This is a genomic window from Carboxylicivirga sediminis, from assembly GCF_018156225.1.
In the GTDB taxonomy this organism is placed as follows: domain Bacteria; phylum Bacteroidota; class Bacteroidia; order Bacteroidales; family Marinilabiliaceae; genus Carboxylicivirga; species Carboxylicivirga sediminis.
Genome location: NZ_JAGTAR010000026.1, coordinates 52,917 through 74,291, shown reverse-complemented (window position 1 = coordinate 74,291; position 21,375 = coordinate 52,917). Strand labels below are relative to the sequence as shown.

General features: G+C 40.0%; 23 protein-coding genes. 13 read left to right on the top strand and 10 right to left on the bottom strand.

The annotated features are described in order from the left end of the window. Positions 1–28: 28 nt before the first annotated feature. Positions 29–904 (top strand): acyltransferase family protein, encoded by an 876-nt coding sequence (locus tag KDU71_RS16030; protein WP_212192105.1) that lies wholly within the window; start codon positions 29–31, stop codon positions 902–904. Here KDU71_RS16030 and porZ read toward each other — a convergent pair whose 3' ends face one another. The 3 genes from porZ to KDU71_RS16015 all read right to left on the bottom strand — a co-directional run bounded on the left by porZ (position 905) and on the right by KDU71_RS16015 (position 4,808). Beyond that, positions 905–3,274: a type IX secretion system anionic LPS delivery protein PorZ gene (gene porZ / locus KDU71_RS16025; RefSeq protein WP_212192104.1), complete on the bottom strand. Its 2,370-nt coding sequence runs from the start codon at positions 3,272–3,274 to the stop codon at positions 905–907. After that, on the bottom strand, positions 3,267–3,848 hold the full coding sequence (locus KDU71_RS16020) for a non-canonical purine NTP diphosphatase (protein WP_212192103.1): 582 nt from the start codon (positions 3,846–3,848) through the stop codon (positions 3,267–3,269). The genes porZ and KDU71_RS16020 overlap by 8 nt, the downstream gene beginning before the upstream one ends. Positions 3,849–3,974: 126 nt before the next feature. After that, a complete protein-coding gene (locus KDU71_RS16015; RefSeq protein WP_212192102.1) occupies positions 3,975–4,808 on the bottom strand; it encodes a universal stress protein in 834 nt (277 codons plus the stop codon). A gap of 119 nt (positions 4,809–4,927) precedes the next feature. Here KDU71_RS16015 and KDU71_RS16010 point away from each other — a divergent pair, with 119 nt between their 5' ends. The 9 genes from KDU71_RS16010 to atpG are packed head-to-tail and all read left to right on the top strand — an operon-like array spanning position 4,928 to position 12,463. After that, the gene (locus KDU71_RS16010; protein ID WP_212192101.1) at positions 4,928–6,715 is read left to right on the top strand and encodes an adenylate/guanylate cyclase domain-containing protein; all 1,788 of its coding nucleotides are present in this window, start codon (positions 4,928–4,930) and stop codon (positions 6,713–6,715) included. A 60-nt stretch (positions 6,716–6,775) separates the two neighbouring features. Further along, positions 6,776–7,156, top strand: coding sequence for a bactofilin family protein (locus tag KDU71_RS16005; protein ID WP_212192100.1), 381 nt, complete (start codon positions 6,776–6,778; stop codon positions 7,154–7,156). Next, the gene (locus tag KDU71_RS16000) at positions 7,137–7,529 is read left to right on the top strand and encodes a hypothetical protein (RefSeq protein WP_212192099.1); all 393 of its coding nucleotides are present in this window, start codon (positions 7,137–7,139) and stop codon (positions 7,527–7,529) included. Before KDU71_RS16005 ends, KDU71_RS16000 begins: the two co-directional genes overlap by 20 nt. A gap of 32 nt (positions 7,530–7,561) precedes the next feature. Then, a complete protein-coding gene (gene atpB, locus KDU71_RS15995; RefSeq protein ID WP_244828524.1) occupies positions 7,562–8,638 on the top strand; it encodes a F0F1 ATP synthase subunit A in 1,077 nt (358 codons plus the stop codon). Positions 8,639–8,664: 26 nt separating this feature from the next. Then, a complete protein-coding gene (atpE, locus tag KDU71_RS15990; RefSeq protein ID WP_143301005.1) occupies positions 8,665–8,874 on the top strand; it encodes an ATP synthase F0 subunit C in 210 nt (69 codons plus the stop codon). Positions 8,875–8,887: 13 nt separating this feature from the next. Further along, positions 8,888–9,382, top strand: a complete 495-nt coding sequence (gene atpF, locus KDU71_RS15985; RefSeq protein WP_212192098.1) for a F0F1 ATP synthase subunit B — start codon at positions 8,888–8,890, stop codon at positions 9,380–9,382. A gap of 51 nt (positions 9,383–9,433) precedes the next feature. Beyond that, the gene (atpH, locus tag KDU71_RS15980) at positions 9,434–9,970 is read left to right on the top strand and encodes an ATP synthase F1 subunit delta (RefSeq protein ID WP_212192097.1); all 537 of its coding nucleotides are present in this window, start codon (positions 9,434–9,436) and stop codon (positions 9,968–9,970) included. Between the two features lie 21 nt (positions 9,971–9,991). Further along, positions 9,992–11,575: a F0F1 ATP synthase subunit alpha gene (atpA, locus tag KDU71_RS15975; protein WP_212192096.1), complete on the top strand. Its 1,584-nt coding sequence runs from the start codon at positions 9,992–9,994 to the stop codon at positions 11,573–11,575. 6 nt (positions 11,576–11,581) lie between these two features. After that, positions 11,582–12,463 (top strand): ATP synthase F1 subunit gamma, encoded by an 882-nt coding sequence (gene atpG, locus KDU71_RS15970; RefSeq protein ID WP_212192095.1) that lies wholly within the window; start codon positions 11,582–11,584, stop codon positions 12,461–12,463. A gap of 68 nt (positions 12,464–12,531) precedes the next feature. On the opposite strand, the gene KDU71_RS15965 is transcribed toward atpG, so the two are convergent. Genes KDU71_RS15965 through dnaG form a run of 4 tightly spaced genes read right to left on the bottom strand, consistent with a single transcriptional unit; the run spans position 12,532 to position 17,000 of the window. Next, positions 12,532–13,764 (bottom strand): nucleoside recognition domain-containing protein, encoded by a 1,233-nt coding sequence (locus tag KDU71_RS15965; RefSeq protein WP_212192094.1) that lies wholly within the window; start codon positions 13,762–13,764, stop codon positions 12,532–12,534. A 6-nt stretch (positions 13,765–13,770) separates the two neighbouring features. After that, positions 13,771–14,466: a hypothetical protein gene (locus tag KDU71_RS15960; protein ID WP_212192093.1), complete on the bottom strand. Its 696-nt coding sequence runs from the start codon at positions 14,464–14,466 to the stop codon at positions 13,771–13,773. 47 nt (positions 14,467–14,513) lie between these two features. Further along, positions 14,514–15,035: a pyridoxamine 5'-phosphate oxidase family protein gene (locus KDU71_RS15955; protein WP_212192092.1), complete on the bottom strand. Its 522-nt coding sequence runs from the start codon at positions 15,033–15,035 to the stop codon at positions 14,514–14,516. An 18-nt stretch (positions 15,036–15,053) separates the two neighbouring features. Further along, a complete protein-coding gene (gene dnaG, locus KDU71_RS15950) occupies positions 15,054–17,000 on the bottom strand; it encodes a DNA primase (protein WP_212192091.1) in 1,947 nt (648 codons plus the stop codon). 214 nt (positions 17,001–17,214) lie between these two features. Between dnaG and KDU71_RS15945 the strand changes: the two genes are divergently transcribed. Both KDU71_RS15945 and KDU71_RS15940 read left to right on the top strand, forming a co-directional pair. Continuing rightward, on the top strand, positions 17,215–17,916 hold the full coding sequence (locus KDU71_RS15945; RefSeq protein WP_212192090.1) for an SIR2 family NAD-dependent protein deacylase: 702 nt from the start codon (positions 17,215–17,217) through the stop codon (positions 17,914–17,916). Next, a complete protein-coding gene (locus KDU71_RS15940; protein WP_212192089.1) occupies positions 17,909–18,559 on the top strand; it encodes a porin family protein in 651 nt (216 codons plus the stop codon). Before KDU71_RS15945 ends, KDU71_RS15940 begins: the two co-directional genes overlap by 8 nt. Here KDU71_RS15940 and KDU71_RS15935 read toward each other — a convergent pair. Further along, the gene (locus tag KDU71_RS15935; protein ID WP_212192088.1) at positions 18,554–19,264 is read right to left on the bottom strand and encodes a ComF family protein; all 711 of its coding nucleotides are present in this window, start codon (positions 19,262–19,264) and stop codon (positions 18,554–18,556) included. The two genes, KDU71_RS15940 and KDU71_RS15935, sit on opposite strands and share 6 nt — an antisense overlap. Before the next feature lie 147 nt (positions 19,265–19,411). On the opposite strand from KDU71_RS15935, the gene KDU71_RS15930 reads away from it, so the two are divergent. Next, positions 19,412–19,762: a carboxypeptidase-like regulatory domain-containing protein gene (locus tag KDU71_RS15930; protein ID WP_212192087.1), complete on the top strand. Its 351-nt coding sequence runs from the start codon at positions 19,412–19,414 to the stop codon at positions 19,760–19,762. Positions 19,763–19,834: 72 nt separating this feature from the next. On the opposite strand, the gene KDU71_RS15925 is transcribed toward KDU71_RS15930, so the two are convergent. Beyond that, entirely contained in the window at positions 19,835–20,290 is a 456-nt protein-coding gene (locus tag KDU71_RS15925) for a toxin-antitoxin system YwqK family antitoxin (protein ID WP_212192086.1), read from the bottom strand. Between the two features lie 181 nt (positions 20,291–20,471). Next, positions 20,472–21,329 carry an MBL fold metallo-hydrolase gene (locus tag KDU71_RS15920; protein WP_212192085.1) on the bottom strand — a complete coding sequence of 286 codons (858 nt, stop codon included), beginning with the start codon at positions 21,327–21,329 and terminating at the stop codon, positions 20,472–20,474. Positions 21,330–21,375: the final 46 nt, after the last annotated feature.

Below are 21,375 nucleotides of genomic sequence, written 5' to 3'. Positions count from 1 at the left end.
TTTGCATGTAATAAAAAACAATAATCACATGAAGGGTAGTATAGAATTGATGCGAATAATTGCAGTGATATTAATCACTTTCACTCATACCCGGCACAATATTGAATCTGGCTATTTCTATTTTCTATTCGAAAAGATACCCACATATGGCACTCCAGTACTTTCTTTAATATCTGGATACTTATTTTGGAATAAAACGAGATACAAGCATAACATCTTTAATACAAAGGTTGCCAGCTTACTAATACCCTATTTAATTGCCAATACATTGGTTCTAGTTCCAGTTCTTATTGCCAACTACCTAGGATTCAACTACCTTAATAGATTAGATTACAACTATACTTTAATAACAGAAGGTATACTTTCACTAAACTCACCACCAATCAATCCTCCAACATATTTTATCAGAGACATTTTCATCTTATTTGTAATGCTAGAACTTTTTCTAAAAAGAAACTTTAAGATGCTACTGATTATTATTCCAATTCTACTATTTGGCAAAATATTTTTGCGGTGGGATATCGTTGTTATGTTTCTTTTTGGCAGCCTTATTGCAAATTTTGAAAAGCATCTCAAACTATCCATTGCAATTCAAATATTTTTTGGTGCCTTTATGTACTTTAAGTTCCCTGAGTTATTAAGATTTTCAATTGCTGGGTTGATATTCTCATTTTTGATAACAATTCCTATTTCAATGCCTAAAACAGGGGGTTTTAGCTACTTACTGCATTTATACCACTCCCCAGTTATAGTTTTCTTATTTCCAATAATCAGCATTTTCACAGTCGAACAAATAACAAGTGTTTTTATACAAGTGTTTGTGAGTATTGTTCTAATTGGAATCTTTTATGTTGTAACTATTAAAAACAACCGACTTAGGATTCTAACCGGAAACAGACACTAATCACCTAACTAACAATATCTTTACAACTCCAGAATACTCTCCATTTTCATTACTAACATACACAATGTAAACACCGGTCTTTACTTGCTCCCCACTAAAGTTCTTGCCATTCCAAAAGGCATTACCTCCCAATGACCTGGTTTCATGCACCAGTTTACCGCTCACTGTTGTTATTTTAACAATACTATTTTGCATTAATCCAGTAATAGTAATATCACCAGTAAAATCTTCGCGAACAGGATTTGGGTAGGCATAAATTTTATCAAAACCTTTATTGCCTTCAGTCGCCTTGGCCTTATATGAAAGAATTCCTTTTTCAGTACCTATAAACACTTCACCAGTTACTGGAGATATTGCTACACTGGTAATGGAGTTCGACGGTAATGGACTATTATCGGTATTAAATGAATAATAGGTTTTTAGACCATCCTCAGAAACCAAATAAAGACCTGCATCTTCGGTACCAATCCACTTACGGTTGGCACCGTCAACCGCTATACACGATATTCTCTCATTTTCCAATAGGTAGTCTGCGAGGTTACTACCATCATTACGAGGTACTTTTATTCGGCTAGCAACCGGATAATCTTCCGAAAAAATGGCCCATGGCCTATAATAGACCAAAACACCCTTATCAGTTCCCAACCAGATGTAGCCATTCTTATCCTCAGCCATACTCAACACAACTTTGGTTATTTCTTTTCTATTCTCATCCCACAACCTTAATTGTCCCTTATGGCGATCATCCCTATTACTCCCAACAGGTTCAGCACTTTTATACTCATCATCTTTATCATCCAACAATGTACCATTGGTATTTATGACCATAATACCCTGTCGATCGCCAGTAAAATGCATCGGCACGGTCATCCATACATTATCATCTCTGGTAATAAGCATCTGACCAACGCTATGAAGCAGGTTAGATGATGCATAGTCAAATTGATACCAGTTATCGTTTGATTTTACAACAACTCCTTTATAGGCATAACCATTTGCCATCCATATATTACCTTTACTATCACTGGCCATACCACCAACGCGCACGTACATTCGATTATCGGGATAGATATCTTGCAGTCCTCCATCCTGCTCGCCAAAATACGTTATCGAATCAACGCCTTGTACCTCATAAATACCTCCACCCCAACTACTCATGTACACTTTATTCTCGTCAGTTTGGCTAGTGCATATCCGTATTAAATCACGACTTGTATTACTTGTCGCTGGCGTTGAACTCTTATAACTACGCCATTCCTTTACGTTAGTGTTATAATAAGAGTATTCGATGGTTCTATTCAGATTATTATAATCATAAGTCAGACCGCCAGCTGTCGAATAAACACCATAACTTGTTGCATGAAGCTCAAAGCAGTTATTGGAATATGGGCCATTGATTACATGAAAGCTTGCTTCACCTCTATGATTCATTTTTACCAAGCCATAGTTTTTGTCGGCCATAAATAAAGCTCCCTCAAAACTCGAATAAAGTGTTTCATTAACTGAAAGTTTACTTTCAGCATTATATTCTTCAATAGTCAACTCCTCATTATAATCTTCATCAAACACTAACACTTTAGAGGTGAGCGAAACAACCAATTTACCTCCATAGGCGTTAAGACTTTTATAACCTGCATGTTCTAAAAATTCAGACCAATCCTCCTCATTACCTCTCAATATTTTAAAGGTATTCTGCTCTTTGGTCACGTAAACTATTTCACCACCATGTACATTAACTGCCACACAAGGCATTGTATTAGATGAAACCACCTTCCAGGCTTTATCAAATACAATCTGAGGATCTGACAATCTGGCTCGCAACAAGCCTCGTTCGGTGGCAGCGTAAATATATTCACCAGAAATAACCGTCTGATATATTTTTAAACGCTCGGCATTGAAGCCAAGAAAATAAGTATCACTTATCTCCCCCTTTATTGGATCAAGCACGAGTAGTGCATAATCGGTGCTGCAATACACTTTACCATCGTGCATGTTAAAATGATTAATTCCCTTAGCACCTACAATCTGTTTAAGCTTAAAATCAGGAATATTTAAGATTCCTTGTTCTGACAAAATATCGATATTACCATTACTGTATCCAATAATGAAAACATCATTAGCTAATGATTCTATAGCTGTAATATCAGTATCACTAAGCCCATTCACCCGGCTATAGGTAGTCAACTCTTCTGTTAGTTTATCCAGTAGCATTATGCCCATCTCACAGCTTGTTGCCACATAGCGTTCTGTTTCGGCTACATGCAATGCATTTCGGTACGAGAAATGATCGCTCCATCCCGAATTTTGCGCACTTAATAAAGAAGCATTGATTAAAGCCAGTAGAAAAATAAATAATATGTGTTTACCCATAGTGCTCTTTCAAAAAATCAATTAACTTTTTTATAGCCCTTCCTCGGTGACTAATTTCATTCTTGAGTTCCATAGCCATTTCAGCAAAGGACTGCTGATAGCCATCTGGCGTAAAAATAGGATCATATCCGAAGCCTTCTTTCCCCGAACGTTCCCTGAGAACCACACCCTCAACAACACCCTCAAACTGATGCTCTTTGCCATCTATGAATAAAGATATAACAGTACGAAACCGTGCCTTTCGGTGATTCTCCTCACTCATTAAGTCTAACACTTTATTCATGTTCGCTTCGGCGTCTTTATCTGCACCAGCATATCTCGCAGAATATACACCTGGCTCACCATTAAGGGCATCAATTTCCAATCCTGTATCATCAGCAAAGCAATTGAGGCCAAACTTATTAAAAATATACTCTGACTTTTGCCTTGCATTTGCTTCTAAAGTGGTCCCTGTCTCCGGAATCTCTTCATTACAACCTATATCTTTTAAACTTAATAGTTTTAAACTAGTACCCAAAAGCAATTGAATCTCCCGAAGTTTATGCTCATTATTAGTAGCAAAGACCAGTTCCATAATGTTATTGTTTTTGTAATAAAACGATTTGTAGACAAAAGTATTTTAATTCGCGTAAAAAAACATGGTACAAAAAAAGACGATCTGGTATGATCGTCTTTTTGTATATGTAATTTGTAAAGTTTATCAACCAAAACCTCCGTAACCATACTTCATTAAGTCAGTACGGGGATTGATTACCAATACTGGCATTTTTGCACTGTTGGCAATAATGTATTGTTCATAGGCACCTAAAACATAGTCATGAAAAGCAATATCGCGCGTAGTCATCACCAACACTAAATCAGCATCTATTTTTTCTGAGAACTGAATGGTTTCCTGAGAAAAGGATGCCTCTCCTTCAGATAAGACCAGCTCGTAATCGATCCCTTTCTCTTCCAGGTACTTTTTCGAGAACACTACATTTGCTTTTGTCCGGCTATCAATAATTCCTTCCTTGGTGGCCGAAGCATATATATAAACTTTTGGCTTTGAGAACTGATACAAGAACTGAATCCACTTCAGCTTTTCCTTGTTCTCAGCCTTATAGTCAATTGGGAATACTATCTTCTGATAATCATCACGCTTGGGAGCAGACTGAACAACAAGATATGGAATTTTTGATCCAACAATTACTTTCAAAGCCCAGCTACCAGTTAGCTTTTGCAATCCTTTCATACCATGAGTCACCATCACCACCAAAAGGCAGTTTAGCTCTTCAACAACTGCATTAATTGTTTTAAAGATAGTACCCTCCTTTACCGATGTTGTTGGCAGAACTCCCATGCGTTCATGGATTTCATTGGCATATGCGGTCAAGCGATCTTCAAGTGCAGAAATCTCTTCTTCTTTTTTCGCAATATGCAACAGGTGAATGCCTGCATCTAATTCCTTAGCAACCTTAATGGCATGTCTAACTGCAAAATCTACACCTTCGGTGAAATCGCAGGGAACCAGAATTGTGTTCTTTGATGTGTCCATAAAAAGCTATACTGAATGTTCTTTATTAACGGAATAAATATAGTACTTTTGATTCTAATTGCAAGTAAGGGAACGATACCAGAACTATTATGCCGAAGGGAGCAATCAACATAAGAGCTGTGAAGCTATTACTTTCCAAGAAGATCTTTTCATACGCCGTTGTATACGTAACATTTTCACTTTTGTTTCCAAATATTCTTCCGGCACAAGTACATAATATACAGGTTTTGGCTGAATCTCCTGACAACCACCCCATCTCAATTGAAAATAATCTCACCCTATCAAGCAAAACTTTCTCTTTATATTGGCAAACCGATAGTACCATAGAGCCATTGTACAGGTATCGCCTTATTCCTTATTCTGAGGATTGGACTAACTGGTCACCCCGAAATTCAGCTAGTTTTTTCAATTTAAAAGAAGGCACCTACTTTTTTTTGTTAGAAATGCCTAATGGTGAGACCAAAGAAATTAGCATACACATTGATTTACCCATCTGGCAGCACACTCTGTTTTACATTGGAAGTATTGTTCTTATCAGCTTTTTGGCATTTGTACTGATAGTTATATTATTTAAACAGCGCATCCGGAAAATAACCCACAATATTGAAGATGAGTTCCGTAAAGCATTTAGGATAAAACAGAAAGCACAACAGAAAAATACTGGTACTACCGCACTGGCAGTGAAAGAACAAGCACGCATACGTTCAAGGAAATACAAAAAAGTAACCGTACTTTTCGCTGATATTCAAGGGTTCACTAAAATAGTTGAACACATTAATCCGGAAACTTTAATCGATGAGCTGGATCGCTTCTTCTTTTACTTCGATGGAGTTGTAGAGAAGTACAACATTGAAAAAATTAAAACCATTGGCGATGCCTACATGTGCGCAGGTGGCATACCCAGCATCAACCGCACCAATCCCATTGAAGTTGTTTTGGCAGGGCTGGAGATGCAAAAATTCATGTTTGACAGCAAGCAACAACAAAACACCGAATTAGGATTTTGGGAATTACGCATAGGCATTCATACCGGGCCGGTTATCTCTGGCGAAATAGGTCGCAAGAATGTTTCTTTTGACATATGGGGCGACACAGTTAATATTGCATCCCGGATGGAGAGCTCAGGAACAGCTGGTATGATTAATATCACAGGCGTGACCTATGAGCTCATCAAAGACTTCTTTGAATGCGATTACAGAGGTAAAATGCCCATCAAATACAAAGGTGAAACAGACATGTATTATGTTCGTAGAATCAGGCCTGAGCTTTCGGCTGATACCAATGGCATATTTCCTAACCAGCAATTCAATGTTAAGCTGCAACATATTCGTTTTGGTGACATTGAAGAGTTTATTTTAGACAAATTGGAAAATGAGTTGATGCCTGACCTTTTTTATCACAATAAAGCACATACTAAAGATGTGATTACTCAGGTTGAAATTATCGGACGGGGAGAGAAAGTCAGCTCTGAAGACCTCCTGTTATTAAAGACAGCAGCTTTGCTCCACGATGTGGGTTTTTTGGTTGAATACAGTAATCATGAAGATAACAGCATCAGTTTCGCTAAAGAAATACTACCTCAATATTACTACCATGATTATCAAATAGATCAAATAGTTGAATTGATTAACGTCACACGAGTCGGACATCAGCCTAAGAACTATCTGGAAAAAATACTTAAAGATGCTGACCTGGACTATTTAGGCAGGGCTGATTTTATATCCATTTCAGATAACCTCTACAAAGAACTCAACCGGCACAATGGTAAAATGTCAATGGACGAATGGAATAAAATGCAATATGAGTTTATTTCGCAGCACACCTACTATACCAATACAGCTCGCAGATTAAGACAGGTAAACAAGGAGCGTCAATTGCAAAAATTAAAAGTTCTGGTGACAAATTAACTATGGTTATAGCATTTAAATATTTATATTTGTTATATTCTTAAAACTAACAATTGGAAAATGGCTAAAAATTTCGAACCTGAAAATAAGCTACCCAACATGATTGGTCCGGGTACAAAAATCAAAGGCGATATAGAAACAAACGGAGATATTAAAATCGATGGTTCAATCGAAGGAAATATCATCTCAAAAGGGAAAGTACTTGTTGGACAAAATGGTACTGTTACAGGCGAAGTAAAATGTACTAACTGTGATATCTATGGTACTTTCGATGGCCGCCTGACAGTATCGGAACTATTATCGCTCAAAGCTTCCAGTAAGTTGCATGGCGACATTCAAACAAGCAAGCTTTCAATTGAACCGGGCGCCATCTTTACCGGCACCTGCAAAATGGATGAAAAGGTAACACCACCTGCTGCGAATGCCAATATCAAAAAGTAATTGGGCTATCCAATCCATTCGCTCATCATTCGTATACCTGACTTTAGCAACAGTGCTATTGGGTGCAGAATGGTGGTTGACAGAATGGCTGACAATATCAATCAAGAAGGTATCATCCGCACTCCTGTTTCTCAGCGGATTATACCTTCTTTTTTATTTCCTGTTTGTTTTTATACAAAAAAAGCACCCCGACAATAGCGCATTTATCTTTCTGATATTAATGGGATTAAAACTAGCCTTCATCATTTCCTATTTATTTCTTTTCTTAAATCCAACGGACAGCGAAAACAAAACAGAAATACTATTGTTCTTAATGAACTATTTCGCGCTTTTAATCGTAGACATCGTTGTTAAGCTGCGCTTAATAAAGTAAAAAAGGAACATAATAACAGCACTTGAGATTTGATGCAACTTATTAAAAAATTGCTTGCACTGATAGCCGCATTGGCATTAACAATTAGCGTACATGCTAACGATCAGCACCAGGAAAGCACTGATGCTGAATTTGACCCAATGGAAATGATTATGCATCACATAGCCGATGCTCATGAGTGGCACGTTATTTCCTATACAAACAAGCAAGGTCAGGAACAACACATCACTATTCCTCTTCCGGTTATTTTAATTGACGATGGCCTGCACATATTTATGTCATCTGCCTTTCATCATGGAGAAACTTTAGTTCGTAAAGGAGAAAAATACTACAAACTGTATCATGGTAAAATTTACGTGACTGATGCTGAAGGAACAATTGAGTATAACGACCATCATGAGGTCATTAATGCCCAACCAATTGACTTTTCCATTACCCGCAATGTAGCTTCGATGTGGCTGAGTATCCTACTGATTATTGGTCTTTTCACCAGCGCTGCCAAACGATACAGGGGTCCACCGGCTGTGCCTAAGGGCCTGCAATCATTCCTCGAACCTTTAATACTCTTTGTGCGCGATGATATTGCCTATGCACAAATAGACCGACACAAGGCAGACCGTTTTCTGCCCTTCTTGTTAACACTATTCTTCTTTATCTGGATAAATAACCTGATTGGACTGGTTCCTTTCTTCCCGGGAGGCAGCAACCTTACCGGTAACATATCCCTAACTATGGTGTTAGCCCTTATTACCTTTTTTGTAACCAATTTCAGTGGTACAAAAAGCTATTGGGGACATATATTCTGGATGCCGGGCGTACCAGTGCCTATCCGCCTGCTGTTATCTGTTATCGAATTTATCGGCCTGTTCACAAAACCATTTGCGCTAATGATTCGTTTATTGGCTAACATTACAGCAGGTCATATTATTATCCTGAGTTTATTCTCACTCATTTTTGTGATGAAAAGTGCCTACGTAGGATTTGTATCAGTTCCTATGGCACTTATGATGTTTATGTTGGAATTATTAGTTGCAGTATTGCAAGCTTATATATTTACCTTATTATCTGCCTTATTTATTGGTATGGCAGTCGAAAGTGAAGAACATTAATAGTTAATATTTTTAAACGTAATACAATGGAAGGTTTATCATTAACCACAATCGGTTTAGGCTTAATCATTATCGGAGCCGGATATGGAATTGGTCGAATTGCTCAAAGCGCTATGGAAGCGATGGGACGTCAGCCAGAGATAAGTTCTAAAATTCAGACGGCCATGATTATTGCTGCTGCTCTTATTGAAGGTGCTGCTTTATTTGCAATTGTGGTGGCTTTGATGAAAGGATAAAAACTCAACGATTATGGGATTGTTAACGCCAGATCCCGGTTTAGTCTTTTGGTCAGCCATTACGTTTGGTATATTGGTTTTCATATTGCGTCGATACGCCTGGAAACCAATTCTGCAAGCTGTTAAATCTCGTGAGGAAACCATTGAGTATGCATTAGCTGCAGCCGAACAAGCCAGAGTCGAAGTGGAAGATTTAAATGCCACTAAAGTTCAGATTATGAACGAGGCCAAAGAAGAGCGCGATAAGCTGATCAAAGATGCGCGGGAGTTAAAAAAATCAATGCTGGATGATGCTAAAACGAAAGCGCAGCAGGAAGCAGACAAAATTATTGCCTCCGCCCGCCTTCAGATTGAACGCGAAAAGAACGAAGCCATCCTTCAATTGAAAGAGAAAGTAGCAGAATTTTCGGTTGATATTGCCGGTAAGCTATTGGAAGAAGAGTTACAGACTTCCGATAAGCAAAAGGCTATCATCGATAAATACCTACAAGAAGTAAACTTTAATTAGTGCGCTTATGCACTAATCAACAACAGGTAGAACACCTCTGAATACAAGAGAATGAACAGAAGCTTAATAGCCGACAGATATGCCAAAGCACTTTTTAAGCTCGCTATGGAGCAAAAAGAACTGGAGCAGATTTACCAGGATGTAAATTTGCTGCAAAGCTATTGCAACGATGCTGAAGGCTTTACCGATTTGCTGAACAGCCCGGTAGTTAAGCCCGGCCAGAAAAAACAGGCATTTCATTCGGTTTTGGAAGGAAAGGTTAACATAAGCACGCTCAACCTTTTGGACTTACTGATAACCAATAACAGAGAGGTTCTATTGACAGATATCAACAGGCGCTTTATCTGGTTGTACAAAAATGAAAAAGGCATCAAAGAAGTAACAGTATACACTGCCATTGACTTTGATGACCAGCAACACGATGTACTGAATCAGTTTTTAAAAGAGCAATTTAAGGCACCCATTGAGCTCACCATCAAAGTAAAGCCCGAATTACTAGGCGGCTTTATACTAAAGGTAGATGGAAAAATGGCCGACGCCAGCATGAGCACTAAGTTGAAACAAATTAAAAAGCAATTGCTTAGTTAAACGTACTAAATTGATTTTCTGATGGATACGATAAAACCGGCTGAAGTATCGGATTTATTAAAAAAACAGATAGCAGGCTTCCAAACATCAACCGACCTGGAAGAAGTTGGAACTGTTTTACAGGTGGGTGACGGAATTGCCCGCGTATTTGGTCTTACCAATGTAAAAGCCAACGAGCTGGTTGAGCTGGAATCGTGTATGGGCGTAGTACTCAACCTTGAACAAGATAATGTTGGGGTTGTGCTGTTTGGCTCATCACAAGCCGTAAAAGAAGGCGATTTAGTGAAACGTACCGGGCGTATTGCTTCCATTAATGTGGGTGAAGGTGTGGTTGGCCGCGTAATTAATGCCATTGGTGAACCCATCGATGGTAAAGGCCCTATACAGGGAGAAACCTTTGAAATGCCGCTTGAACGCAAAGCACCTCAGGTGATATACCGTCAGCCGGTAAAAGAGCCTTTGCAAACGGGTCTGTTGGCTGTTGATGCAATGACACCTATCGGTCGTGGCCAGCGCGAGCTGATTATTGGCGACCGTCAAACCGGTAAAACAGCCATTGCCGTTGATACAATAATTAACCAGCGCTCATTTTACGACGATGGCGAGCCAGTGTATTGTATTTATGTGGCGGTTGGACAAAAAGGCAGCACCGTTGCTCAGATTGTAAATACACTTGAGAAACATGGTGCTATGGAGTATACCACAGTGGTATCTGCACCTGCCGCCGATCCTTCAGCTATGCAGTTTTACGCACCATTCTCGGGAACAGCTATAGGTGAATATTTCCGTGATACAGGTCGTTCAGCACTCATTATTTACGATGACCTATCGAAGCAGGCAGTTTCATACCGAGAAGTAAGTTTGCTGCTGCGTCGTCCACCAGGTCGTGAAGCATACCCTGGTGATGTATTTTACCTGCATAGCCGCTTACTGGAGCGTGCTGCTAAAATCATCGAATCGGATGAGATTGCAGCCAAAATGAACGATTTACCCGAATCCATACGTCCATTGGTAAAAGGAGGTGGTTCGCTTACTGCTTTACCAATTATTGAAACGCAAGCCGGTGACGTTTCAGCTTATATCCCTACCAACGTTATCTCCATCACCGATGGGCAGATATTCCTGGAAAGTGACCTGTTTAACTCAGGTGTGCGCCCCGCCATCAACGTCGGTATCTCTGTGTCACGTGTGGGAGGTAGTGCGCAAATTAAACCCATGAAAAAGGTTGCCGGTACGTTGAAACTTGACCAGGCCCAATACCGCGAGCTGGAAGCATTTGCCAAATTTGGTTCTGATCTTGACCCGGCTACCATGCTGGTATTGGATAAAGGCCGTAAAAATGTTGAGTTATTAAAGCAACCGCAATACCAACCGGTTAAAGTAGAAGAACAAGTAGCACTGATTTATTGTGGTACAAAAGGTCTGCTTAAAAATGTGCCAGCCGATAAAATAAAAGAATGGCAAAAGGAATTTATTGAAAGCCTGCAAATAAGTCATCAGGCACTCCTTAGCGACATTAAAAAAGGCAAATATAACGACGAAATCACCAGCCAGATTGAGGCACTAGCCAATGATACAGCTGACAAATACATAACCGAAGAATAATTAACTATGCCAAGCTTAAAGGACATACGTATTCGCATTAACTCGGTTAAAACCACCAGGCAGGTAACAAGTGCCATGAAAATGGTATCAGCTGCCAAATTTAAAAAGGCACAGGACGATATCTCCTATATTCGCCCCTATGTTGACAGATTGGCGAATATTATTCGTAAACTATCTGAAGCACTGGAGGAAGGATTTCAACTCGAATGGGCCGAGGTGCGCGAGCCTCGTAAAATATTGATTATTGCAATTTCATCGAACAGAGGACTGTGTGGTGCCTTTAATACCAATGTGATTAAGGAAGTTGAGAAGCTGTGCAAAGTCGATTTTAAGCTACAAAACAGTGCCGGCAATGTTGATATACTAGCGATTGGTAAACAGGCGCAAAAAATTCTAAAACAGCGAGGCTACAACGTGGTTAAGGATCATAATGAGATTTATTCCCATACCAACCTTGAAAAGGTCACCGATGTGGCACATGAATTAATGGAAGCGTTCGTCAACAAGCAATATGATAGGGTGGTTCTGGTGTATAACGAGTACAAGAATGCGGCCGTACAAATCATTCGTTCAGAGCAGTTTTTGCCAATGGAACTGCCCAAAGCCAATGAGGTGGAACAATTAACCGCTGATTATATTATTGAGCCTGATGTACCAACCTTTATTACCAAAGTAATACCTGATGCCTTAAAGACCATGTTTTACCGTGTAATACTGGAATCGCTGGCATCGGAGCATGGTGCCCGTATGACATCCATGCACAAAGCCACGGATAATGCCACTGATATGCTTGGCGAACTGCAACTACAGTATAATAAAGCGCGTCAGGGAGCCATAACTACTGAAATACTTGAGATTGTTGGTGGTGCTGAAGCCTTGAAAAAGTAACTTTTAAGAATAGAGTGAAAATTATAAGATATGAGAAAGCCACCTTGCGGTGGCTTTTGTATTTTTCCCTAACCAAAAAACAGGTATGCCAGCAGAATGGAGGCCACAATACCGGCAAAATCGGCTATAAGACCGCACGACAGAGCATGACGGGTTTTCTTTATGCCCACCGAGCCAAAATATACGGCCAGCACATAAAAGGTGGTATCTGTAGAACCCTGTATGGTACTTGCCATACGGCCGGCAAAGGAATCAACGCCATGTGTGTGAATGGCTTCAACCATCATCCCACGGGCAGCACCACCGCTTAAGGGCTTCATAAAGGCAGTTGGCAACGCATCCACAAAACGCGCATCCACACCAATAAGATCAGCAGCTAAACGAAAGCCATCCAATAAGAAATCCATGGTTCCAGAAGTACGAAAAACAGCCACTGCAACCAGTATTGCCACTAAGAATGGAATAATCTTAACGGCGATTTTAAAACCATCTTTGGCCCCGTCAATAAAAGCATCATACACATTTACTTTTTTACGGAGAGCCATCAGTATAAAGGTAACAATGACTAAAAATAAAAGCAGGTTGGCTCCTAATAAAGACACGGTATTCACCTCTTCTTTCGATAAGGTGTTGAGGTAGTATATAAACCCGCCAATTAATGCTGTAAAGCCACCCAGATATGCAAGTATTACCTTATCTAATAAATTGATGCGTTGAACAATTGATACAGCAATGATACCCACAATGGTACTAAAGAATGTAGCCAAAAGTATTGGCAGGAAGATATCAGAAGGATTAGATGCGCCTTCAGTAGCTCGAATGGCCATCACACTAATGGGAATGATTGTTAATCCACTGGTATTAAGTACCAGAAACATGATTTGGGCATTGGAGGCTGTATCCTTACTCTTGTTAGTTGATTGCAGCTCTTGCATGGCTTTGAGTCCAACCGGTGTGGCTGCATTGTCAAGCCCCAGCATATTGGCCGCAATGTTCATCATCATGCTGCCATAAGCCGGATGGTTCTTGGGTAGTTCAGGAAACAAACGACTGAAGAAAGGGCCAATCAATCGCGACATTACATTGATCATGCCGCCCTTCTCACCAATGCGCATGAGACCCATCCAGAGCGTAAGAGCTCCGGTTAGTCCCAATGATATTTCAAAACCTGTTTTGGCACTGTCAAAAGTGGCATTCATCATCTCCGGAAACACCTCCATATCGCCAAAGAAGATCAGACGCACCAGTCCAACAACAAAAGCAATGAGGAAAAAAGCAACCCAGAGATAATTAAGAGCCATAGGCGTTTAGAAAATAGTTTTTGTGTTAGATTCGAAGAAGGGTGCACTCACCTTGAAGTTATCAATTTTAAGCGCGCTGTGCGACGATCCAAAGCCGATATGACCACCGGCTGACATGTCATCGGCTACCTCAAGTACGAGTTCTCCATCAAAATACACTTTGATGGATTTGGCAGAAGTATTTCGCTCCATGCGTATATGTTGCCATTCATTCATTTGCCAGATAATTCCTTCTTCGTAAACTGTTCCTATCCTTTTGGGACGATCGCTGCTAACAGCAAACACATTGTGGCTCTTCTTATCGGCCTTACTGGCTATCTGCGCATAACAATAGTTGTTCTTATCTTTTATATCGAAAAAGATGCAGAAATCGAGCAGACTAAAATCTTTACCATTTTGCACCACATCCATTTCTACCACAAAATCTTTCAGCTCATAATCTTTTAACACAGCCACTACAGAAGGGCCTTCATGCATGTTTTCATAATCTCCTTTCCCAAGGCATTTGAGGGTCTTTCCGGGCTTACCGTTTTTGCTAATCAGCCACTTTGATGCATCGGAGAATTCAAAATCGCTAGTCGAACTCTCTTTGTTAAAACCCTGTGAGTAAACTACTTTATAATCTTTATATGTATCTGTCTGCCCACTGGCAACCATTACCAAACAAAATACAATAATGGAGGTAAGGAGTAATTGCTTCATTGACTAATGGTGTAATTCTTAATAATCAGTTACTAAATTAACAAACTTTATTTACCCGACACATTTTTCAGTTCATCAAGGTTGCGCTTAAGGCGGTATTCATCATGAGGCGCCCCAAATTCTTTACACGTCACCTCATCAATGGGTATTTTCCACATTTTCACATTACGAACGGCCGGATCACTGTAGTTAAACAGCTTATCACTGTAAGTTTTCATCAGGATATTCAGTGCCTCGCGTTTCTCATCCATATCTTCTATCCACTGCACCTGTCCCATTGCCACCACACTTTTCGATGTCATTCGGTAGCTGCAGGCCACTTCCGGATGTTGAAACACCAACTCATTATCAATGGAAAAAGTGATACAGATATTTGGGTTGTTATTGACGATATCGATTAAACGTCCTTCGGGTGCCGAATGCAGGTAAATAACATTATCCTTATAGCCATAATTCATTGGCAGTACATAGGGCTTGTTGTTCTGGTCCACCACTCCTACAAAGCAAATATTGGCTTTGAGTATAATGGCTTCAATAACCTCTTTATCGGTATGATTAAGCGTTTGCATTATGCTTTAATATATAGTTTACACAATTGTTCTTCCTCCAAGTTCTTTGGAGATGTGGGCAAGCACCTGTTGCCAGGTATTGAGCTCCTGCATAAGTTCCATCAGGCCTTCCATGTTACCGTTTACTTCCATCTGCTGAAGCTGCTGCCGCTTTTCTTTAATAACCGTTTTCACCTTTTTCCATTTCAGCTCCATTACAATCTTGGGCACCAGGTTGGGCAATAGTTCCTCTGCATTGGTTACTATGCCAAATTTATGATGAATCTTACTCAGATCGTGCTCCTTACCAACCAAGTCAGATGCCAGTCGGCTCAAATCAGGATCGGCGCTGTTCACAAAAAACTTCAGCGCAGGCATATCGGTTTTGTCACTCACTGCTTCATAAGCATCCATCATTTTATTATAGATGGGATTAACGCTTAGCAGGTCATCTTGTCGCAACTCATGCAAGATATACTGACCGACGGTCACTTTCTCATCTTCATCGGGATTAACCGGGCGTTCACCAAACTTTACGAGGAAACGTAATATCTCACGCTCTTCCAGTTCAAGCGGATTGCTTGGTGTACGCTTTTCTGGTGCAGGAGCTGTTTCGGCAGGCCGCGACTGCATACTACTGTCATTACGTGGCGCATTTCTCCTGAAATCTTCCTCCTGTTTCTTACGTTGCAGCTTACCTGTCTCCTGCATCAGCACACGTTCATCTACTTTCAGCAGTGTGCTACACTCCTTCACATACACCGAGCGCGTAATACTGTCTGGTATAATTGATATGCTGCGTACGATATCTTGAATTAGCTGAGCCTTTTTAATGGGATCATTCTGAGCCTCCTCCAACAGCAGTGATGTTTTAAATTTGATAAAATCCTGCTGATGTTGTTCGATATATTGCGTCAGCTGCTCATCGTTCCTTTCTTTAGCAAACGAATCGGGGTCTTCACCATCGGGCAGCAAAAGAATCTTCACATTCATGCCCTCAGCCAAAACCAGGTCAATACCACGTAATGATGCTTTTAATCCTGCCGGATCGCCATCATAAATAATGGTAATATTCTTAGTGAAACGGGCAATCAGCCGAATTTGATCAGAAGTAAGGGCTGTACCCGACGAGGCCACTACATTACTAATACCCGACTGATGGAATGCCAGCACATCAGTATAGCCCTCAACCAGGTAACAACGGTCTTGTCGCGTAATCTCTTGTTTGGCATGATAAATACCATACAACACCCGGCTCTTATGGTATATTTCCGATTCGGGTGAGTTTAGGTACTTGGCTGTTTTCTTATCGTTCTTAAGAATACGGCCCCCAAAAGCAATTACCTTACCAGCCAGGCTGTGGATGGGAAACATCACACGCCCCCTGAATCGATCAGCCTGGTAATTATCCCGCACCACAGTCAATCCAGTCTTCTCAAGGTATTCGAGCTTATAGCCTTGCCTTAGCGCCTCTTGCGTTAAAGCATCTCTTTGTTCGGGGGAATAGCCCAACTGGAACTTTTCAATGATGTCATCCCGAAAACCGCGACTCCGGAAATAACCTAAACCTACCGATTTGCCTTCATCGGTTTCGTTGAGATTTTTGCTGAAGAAATGCCCGGCATATTCACTCAACACCATCATACTCTCCCGCTCATTCTTTTGCTTTAACTGCTCAGGTGAGTACTCTTCTTCCTCAATCTCAATATTGAACTTTTTACCCAGGTACTTAATGGCATCAACAAATGAAAGCTGATCATGCTTCATCACAAAGTTGAGCGCATTACCCCCTTCGCCACACCCAAAGCATTTGAATATCCCCTTATGGGGTGAAACGGTAAACGATGGAGTTTTCTCATTATGAAACGGGCAATTTCCCAAGTAGTTAATTCCTCTTCTCCTTAGGGTAACGTAATCAGAAACAACCTCAACAATTTGGCTATTGGCTGTTTCCAACACTTTATCAACTGTTACCTGATCTATCATCTTCTGGAATTGTCTAATCGTTTTGAGCGGTTCACAAAGATAGAAAAATAACGCATTATTTGGTGTGATCAATGTCCAATGCAGCGACGTGATATTTTTGAATACTCGCCCAATTCTTTTACATTTATCGGTATAAAAACATCGATTGTAAGCATGCTAAAGCTGCAGCTTATTTTCTCTAACATTGTTTTAATACATACAATAACCCACGATTATGTCGAAAAAAAAGTTAGTGGTATTAACTGGTGCCGGGATTAGTGCAGAAAGTGGCCTTAAGACCTTTAGGGATAACAATGGTTTATGGGAAAACCATGATGTTACCCAGGTGGCCAGTCCTGAAGGCTGGGCAAAAGATCCACACCTGGTACTTGAATTTTATAATCAACGACGTAAGCAATTATACGAATGTCAGCCCAATGAAGGACACAACGGTCTTGTTGAATTGGAAAAGCATTTTGATGTAACAATTATTACCCAGAATATTGACGACCTGCATGAGCAGGCAGGTAGTTCAAAAGTATTACACTTACATGGTGAACTGAAGAAAGTGAGAAGTACTATTGACGAATCATTGGTATATGAACTAGATGGCTGGGAGCTTAATTGGGGTGACACTTGTGAGAAGGGATCACAATTACGGCCACATATTGTTTGGTTTGGTGAAGCAGTACCGGCTATTCAACCAGCCATAGATCTGGTTAATGAAGCCGATATATTTGTTGTGGTAGGCACCTCCTTAAACGTATATCCTGCGGCGGGTCTGCTCAACTATGTACCCGGCAAGTCGCCTGTATATATTATTGACCCACATCAGCCAGCATTTACTCCTTCTGAGAAAATTACTTTCATACAGGAAAACGCAACAACCGGTGTACCAAAACTAATAACCCTGTTAACACAAACCATACATGCGTAAACTAAACATACTCTTCTTCATCTTAATCACTAGCATTACCAGTGTTGCACAAGAATTTAGCGCTGGTCCTTTACTTGGCACATCCTTTTCTCAGGTAGATGGCGACAACTTTGGAGGCTACAATAAAGTAGGCATCAACCTGGGTGCATTTGTCAGTCGCACCATAACAGAGCATTGGGATATCCAGCTAGACATTGCCTATATGCAGAAGGGTAGCCGTGAAGCACCAAATCCTGAAAAAGGCAAGTATGACGATTACAAGATACACCTTAGCTACATTCAGTTCCCGCTGGTGGGCAGATACCAATATAAACAATTCTCAGCCGAAGGAGGGCTATCGGTAGGCACACTTTTGAGTAGTAAGGAAGAAATTGACGGAACACCCATTGGCGAACTTCCATCACACAGCGTTGTTCCCTTTCAGGATATTGAATGGGCAACTATATTTGGCTTCAACTATCATTTTACTGACAAGTTATGGGTGAATGCCCGTTGGTTCTATTCCATCAATCGCATCCGCATACCTTACGATGGTGAAATACCGGTTTACAATCCCAAACCACACTGGATTAGTCGAAAACCAGGGCAATACAACAATAACTTTGTCGTGAGTTTGTACTATAAGTTTGATAAGCTATTATAAAGCAGCACAGGCAATAGTGGCTACGCTTACCTTTACGCCTTCAATGGCTGTAAGCTGATTGATGCAGGCTTCCAGGGTTGAACCAGTTGTAATCACATCATCAACAACAAGGAGGTGTTTGTTTTTAAGTTGTTCTGCATTGGCCACATCAAAAATATCTTCCACATTTTGCCAGCGCTCAAAACGCCCTTTTTTGGTTTGTGAAGTGGTGTGTGTTTTACGGTATACATCAGAACTATTAACAGGAATACACAATACCTCAGCAAGGCCATTACAGATAACTTCGGCCTGATTAAAACCTCTTATCCGCTTTTTTCGAGGATGAAGTGGAATAGGTATTAGCTCATCAAACAAATTGGGATTGGCCTGATTAATTAATTTCCCTAATTGCTTGCCAAGTTCAACACCCAGTTTCTGATTACCCCGGTATTTCACATCGTGCAAAAGTTGTTGCACACGCTCACCTTTTCGATAGTAGAACAATGCAAACCCACATTCTACCCTGCATCGCCCCCACATCATGATTGAGACCTGATTTTCATATGGTCGTTTTTCAAAATAAGTGCGTGGCAGTCTCCTTATGCACATTTGACATATTTCTGTTTCGTTTTTAAACAAATGATTGCCGCATGAAGAACAAACTGGTGGGTAGAATAACTCTCCCAAGGCAGATAAAGCATCCTTAAGATAAGCGACAATATGCATGATATGAGGTTTTTATCGAATATATCTATTCCTGACTAAAAGGTCAAGCACATCAAGTTAACAAAGCCTTAATCATCATATAAAATGCATTTAACGATTAGATAACATTACTCCCTTAGATTTGCTAAAAAATAATTCGACACGATTATGAAAACACAAGCTATTATATTATTGACACTTTTGATGGTTGGTATTTCAAACATCACAGCAGAAGAGAAGGAAAACTCAAAAGAAGCTATAACAACATTAACTACCTCTATTTCTGGAACAATTACAGATGCTACAACAGGTGAAAGCCTTGTTGGAGTTAAGGTAGTTTTAGAAGAACTAAATACAGTTGTTTACACCGACTTCGATGGTAACTATGAATTTACAAATATTTCTGTAGGTAAATACACTGTATCAACTGACTATGTATCTTATAAAACATGCGAATCACTTTCAATTGATACTAATAAATCAAATGCACTTAACATTATCCTGAAAGCTGATTTATAGTAAGATTAACCTATAACAAAGCAATAAAGGCGACCGCTTTGGTCGCCTTTATTGCTTTATCGAAGTTTCCTTCTAATACTCTTTCTTTCCAACTACTTTTCCATTTCCATCCCAAATAGTCCAGGTACTGTCTTTTGTACCGTCGTTGTAGGACATTTCATAGCGCTTAACACCATGCTCGTCCCAAATAAACCATTTGCCATGCTTCTTCCCGGCTTTGTAGTTGGCTTCACCTGTTTTTACACCTGTTGGTTCATAAGTCAACCAGGTGCCATCCATTTGGTTATTTAAAAAAGATCGAATTTCTTTTGTTTTACCATTTTCGAAATAAATAGTCGTGAGTCCTTCTTTCACGCCATTCACCACATTCATCTCAAACTTTTTACTGCCAGAATCATAATATTCGACATAGACTCCCGAATAGAGTTTGTTATCCTGATCGTAATATTTACCGTCTTTTTCACTTAGTTGTGCATTGGTTGTCACAACCCCTAAAACCAATAGAATTACTAAAACTAACTTGTTCATAAGGCCTCCTTTTTAAACGTTTATACCAACTCCCAAAAGTCCTGTGTGTTTACTTTTTCGTATTGATATGTCACTACGAAAACCTCATTGTATTAACACAAAGTTAACATTTATATTACATTAAATAAATAATTGACCTGTATTTAAGGTGAAAGTGTTGCACAACACGTTATAGCTGCTGTTAGACACCTGAATTAAGGTTACTCCATTCATTTAGTGTGAAAAGCTTATCTACTCCAAAACCTTTAGAACCCATAGCAACAGTTGCACATTCGTTATAACAGTCATGCTCAAAAAACAGGCATATTCCCTTTTCAACGGCTTCTTTTAAAAACATTTGTTTCTCCTTAATACTTTCAATAGGCATGGTATCATAGGCAGATACCCAAGGCAGACGGATACTTGGTAAAACCGGTATTACATCGCCCATAAAAGCCACAAGGCCTTGTGGCGAATGAATAATTGGCAACATATTACCTTGTGTATGACCATTTAGTATTCGCACTTCTATGTGGTCCATTATCATAGCATCTTTTTGAACCACCTTCAGCAGGCCTGCTTCAAATATGGGCTGCATATTATCAGGAAAATAGACAACGCCTTCACGACTGTTTGGGGCAACATAATTCTGCCATTGCGCTTCTGACACCCAATGATTGGCATTATCGAATCTCACTTTAGGCTCATCTTGCTCATCATAATACACACAGCCACCACAATGATCCCAATGTAAGTGGGTTAATATGACATCTGTTATATCACTGGGTTTATAACCAGCCGAAGTTAATGAATTCAACAGGCTGGCCTCTCCGTTCAAACGATGCCAGGAGAAGAACTTGGCGCTTTGCTTGGCGCCGGCACCTGTATCAATCAGCACCTTTCGCTCACCCGTATCTACCAACAAACATCGCATGGCCAGATTACAATAATTATCCTCATCAGCCGGATACTTTTCCTCCCACATCACTTTAGGAATAACACCAAATAGTGCACCTCCATCCGCCATAAAATTACCAGTCTCTATTTTTACCAGCTTCATTGCACACATCCTCTCTTAATAATAACTACATTTACTTGTCCAAATT